Origin of the sequence: uncultured Arthrobacter sp. (assembly GCF_902805515.1) — a bacterium.
Classification (GTDB): Bacteria; Actinomycetota; Actinomycetes; order Actinomycetales; family Micrococcaceae; genus Arthrobacter_D.
Map to the genome: position 1 here is coordinate 1 of NZ_CADCTE010000033.1, position 4,338 is coordinate 4,338.

The 4,338-nt window shown below is 68.1% G+C and carries 3 protein-coding genes; 2 read left to right on the top strand and 1 reads right to left on the bottom strand.

Annotation, left to right across the window (positions count from 1 at the left end):
* A partial coding sequence (locus QZX79_RS02825; protein WP_294564358.1) for an amidohydrolase occupies positions 1-1,193 on the bottom strand: 1,193 nt, incomplete at its 3' end.
* A gap of 98 nt (positions 1,194-1,291) precedes the next feature.
* Between QZX79_RS02825 and QZX79_RS02830 the strand changes: the two genes are divergently transcribed.
* Both QZX79_RS02830 and QZX79_RS02835 read left to right on the top strand, forming a co-directional pair.
* A complete protein-coding gene (locus QZX79_RS02830; RefSeq protein WP_294564362.1) occupies positions 1,292-1,933 on the top strand; it encodes an MOSC domain-containing protein in 642 nt (213 codons plus the stop codon).
* Between the two features lie 338 nt (positions 1,934-2,271).
* Positions 2,272-4,179 carry a DEAD/DEAH box helicase gene (locus tag QZX79_RS02835; RefSeq protein ID WP_294564363.1) on the top strand — a complete coding sequence of 636 codons (1,908 nt, stop codon included), beginning with the start codon at positions 2,272-2,274 and terminating at the stop codon, positions 4,177-4,179.
* Positions 4,180-4,338: the final 159 nt, after the last annotated feature.

Here is a 4,338-nt window from a genome sequence, read left to right on the forward strand (position 1 = left end):
ACGACCCCGGCGCGCGCCTCCGTGTCGTAGGCATACACCTTCCGCCCGCCGATCCACACGCCCAGGGCCCGCTGCATCACATCGAGCGGGTCGCCGCTCCACAGCACGACGTCGGCGTCCTTGCCCACCGCGAGCGAGCCGAGCCGGTCCGCGAGTCCGAGGACCTTCGCCGGGTTGAGGGTGATCGAGCGCAGGGCCGTGGTGCGGTCGAGGCCTTCCTTCATGGCCAGGGTGGCCTGGTGCACCAGGAAGTTGATGGGGATGACCGGGTGGTCGGTGATGATCGAGATTTCGACGCCGGCCGCCGCGAGCTTGCCCGGGTTCGCCAGCGACCGGCCCCGCAGCTCCACCTTGGACTTGGTGGTGAACAGCGGACCGATCAGCACCGGCGTGCCGCGCTCGGCCAGCACGTCGGCCAGCAGGTGGGCCTCGGTGCCGTGGTCGAGCACCAGGTCGTAGCCGAACTCGTCCGCGAGCCGGAGAGCGGTGGCGATGTCGTCGGCCCGGTGGGCGTGCTGCCGCCAGGGGATCTCGCGGCGCAGGACCATGGCGAGGGCCTCGAGGTGCGGGTCCCGGGCGTTCTCGTCGTCCTTGCCCAGGTAGTTCTGGGCGTCCTTGAACGCCTTGCGGATGATCAGGGCGGTGCCGAGGCGGGTCGAGGGCGTCTTGTCCTTCCCGCCGTACACCCGCTTGGGGTTCTCGCCCAGGGCGGACTTCAGGCCGCTGGGGGAGCGGAGCAGCATTTCCTCGATGTACCGGCCGTGGGTGTGGATGGCGACGGCGAGCCCGCCGATCGGATTGCCCGAGCCGGGATTGACGTTCACGGTGGTGATGCCGCCGGCCAGGGCGTCGTCGAAGCCGGGGTCGTACGGGTTGATGGCGTCGAGCACCCGCACCCCTGCCATCACCGGGTCGGTCATCTCGTTGGTGTCGTCGCCGGCCGAGCCCTCGCCCTCCTCGTGGGTGCCCAGGTGGACGTGGGCGTCGACGAAGCCCGGCAGCAGCCACTTGCCGGCCGCATCCAGGGTCTCCATCCCGGACGGTGCCTCGACGCCGGCGCCGAGGGCGGTGATCTTTCCGCCCTCGAGGACGACCGTCCCGTCGAAGGGCTCGCCCTCGATCGGCACGACATGGGCGTTGAGGATGGCCAGGGCCGGCGCGGGCGCCGTGCCGGAGGTTCGAGGGGTGGTCATGAGGGGACCTTTCGCGCTCGTCGATGGTCTCCCCAATCTACCCGGAGGGCGCCCTGTCCAGAGCCGACCTGCGGCGCCCGGACGCATAGGATGACGGCATGAGCCAAGGGAGAGTCCTCGCCGTCTGCCTCGTCCACGGGCTGCTGCCGACCCGCGACACCGTCGGCGTGAGCGCCATCGACAAGCGCGCCGTCGCCGGGGCGGTGAAGGTGCACCCGCTGGGGCTGACCGGCGACCTTCAGGCCGACCGCAAAAACCACGGCGGCCCCGCCAAGGCCGTGTACGCCTACGCCCAGGAGGACGCCGACTACTGGAGCGGCGAGCTTGGCCGCTCGATCGAGCCCGGACTGTTCGGGGAGAACCTGAGGCTGGCGGGAATCGATGCCAGCAACGCGGTGATCGGAGAACGGTGGAGCATCAACGGCGTGGAGTTCGAGGTGACGATGCCGCGGATCCCCTGCGGCAACTTCGCCCGGCACCTGGGCGAGTCCGGCTGGATCCGGCGCTTCACCGCCGCAAACCGTCCGGGAGCCTACCTCCGGGTGGTGAAGGGCGGGTCGGTGCAGGCCGGAGACGCGGTCGCCGTCACCTCGCGCCCGGCCCACGGAGTGACCATCGCCCAGGTGGCCGGAGGGCTCGACGCCGCAGCCGGTGTGCGCCTGCTGGAGGCCGGCGCGCAGGAGCTCATCCTTGCCCCGCAGGTCCGCAGGGCGGCGGTGCAGGCCCTCGCCGGCGCCTGACGTGCCCAACGTCACCCGCACTTCCAGGCCCGAACGGCAGGGGCCGGGGCCCGCATGCGGTAGGATTGAAACATCCCCCACACCGGTATTCCCTTAATTTCCGTCCTGTCAGACGGATAGGTTGTGTTGGGGCTCGTCGAGATTTTCCGCGAGCAGATTCATCAGGGAGCGCCGGCTAGAAGAAAACGTCACACATTCCAGCTCTTGGAGCAGGAAGCCCAGTTGTGACGGGAAGTCCTGCCGCGGGATTGAAACAGTGCCGGATTTCGTTGTAAGCACGGCACCAGTTGGCTTCCGCCTTCCGGGCCGTCCGGCATCTACCTGAAGGTCTTTCCTCCATGCCTGAAAATCTGTCCCCCGAAATCTCCGAGAACCTTGACGCCCCGGCTGCCGATGACGCCGGAGAGCTGCTGTTCACCGACCTCAACCTCGACGCCCGCGTCCTCGCCGCACTGACCGACGTCGGCTACGAGAAGCCCTCACCCATTCAGGCCGCCACCATTCCGGTCCTGCTCGAGGGCCGCGACGTCGTCGGCCTGGCCCAGACCGGCACCGGAAAGACCGCAGCATTCGCGGTTCCCGCGCTGTCGAAGATGGCCGAGCTGGCCGACATCAACGGTGTCAGCAAGAACACCCAGGTCCTGGTCCTCGCCCCGACCCGCGAGCTCGCGCTCCAGGTCGCCGAGGCGTTCACCTCCTACGCCCGCCACATGGACGGCTTCACCGTGCTGCCCGTCTACGGCGGATCCCCCTACGGACCCCAGCTTGCGGGCCTGCGCCGCGGCGCCCAGGTTGTCGTCGGCACCCCCGGCCGCGTCATCGACCACATCTCCAAGGGATCCCTCGACCTGTCGGCCCTCGAATACGTCGTGCTCGACGAGGCCGACGAGATGCTCCGCATGGGCTTCGCCGAGGACGTCGAGCAGATTCTCTCCTCGACCCCCGCCGAGAAGCAGGTGGCGCTGTTTTCCGCCACCATGCCCCCGGCCATCCGGCGCATCGCCAAGAAGTACCTGAACGATCCGGCCGAGATCGCGGTCAAGGGCAAGACGACCACCGGCACCAACACGCGTCAGCGCTACCTGCAGGTCATGGGCCCCCACAAGCTCGACGCCATGACCCGCATCCTCGAGGTTGAGGACTACGACGGCATCATTGCCTTCGTCCGAACCAAGATGGCGACCGAAGACCTGGCGGACAAGTTGCGTTCACGGGGCTTCTCGGCCGCAGCCATCAACGGAGACATTCCCCAGCAGCAGCGTGAGCGCACCGTCGAGGCCCTGCGCGAGGGAAAGATCGATATCCTCGTGGCCACCGACGTCGCCGCCCGCGGGCTCGACGTCGAGCGCATCTCGCTCGTCGTCAACTACGACATTCCGCACGACACCGAGTCCTACGTCCACCGCATCGGCCGCACCGGCCGGGCCGGGCGTTCGGGTGACGCGATCCTGTTCATGACCCCGCGTGAGAAGTACCTGCTCCGCTCCATCGAGAAGGCGACCCGCCAGCCGGTCGAGCAGATGCAGCTTCCCTCTTCGGAGACCATCAACGAACTGCGCCTGAACAAGTTCGCCGAGAAGATCACCAAGACCCTCGCCAGCGAGGACGTCTCGGCGTTCCGTGACCTCATCGCGAGCTACGAGCAGGAGCACAACGTTCCGGCCGCGGAGATCGCCGCTGCGCTGGCCGTCATGGCCCAGGGCGGCAACCCGCTGCTGGTCAAGGACATCCCGGTGGCTCCCGCCGGGCAGCGTGAGCGCTCGGAGGGCCGCAAGGACGCCTTCGGCTCCCGCGGGCCGACGCGCACCCTCACCGAAGGCAATGCCACCTACCGGATCGCCGTCGGACGCCGCCAGCGCGTCATGCCCGGCTCCATCGTGGGTGCCATCGCCAATGAGGGCGGGCTCTCCTCCTCGCAGATCGGCGGCATCGACATCCGCGCCGACCACACCCTCGTTGAGCTCCCCGCGGATCTCTCCAAGGATCAGTGGCGCGCCCTGTCGAAGACCCGCATCGGCGGTGAGCTGATCCACCTCGAGCTCGACAAGGGCCGCAAGCCCAACCGCGAGCGTCCGGCCGGCGAGTTCAAGAAGCCCTTTAAGAAGGAATTCAACAAGGACTCGAAGGACTTCAAGAAGCGCGATGGCGACACCCGGTTCTCCAGCGACAGCGCGCGCAAGCCGCGGACGGGCAAGGCTGCCGGAGCCGGTCTCGGCCGCTCCAATGCGCAGTCCGACCAGTGGTGAAAATCACCTAGGCTAACCCCTTCGGATCCCCGCCACGGCGGGGATCCGAAGCGAAATCAGGGGTCCGCACGCCAGGGCGGTTGTTGATTTCGCACAGCGGCTCGGAACTGGTAAAGTTTCTTGTCGTTGCCCCCCTAGCTCAGTGGTAGAGCGCGTTCT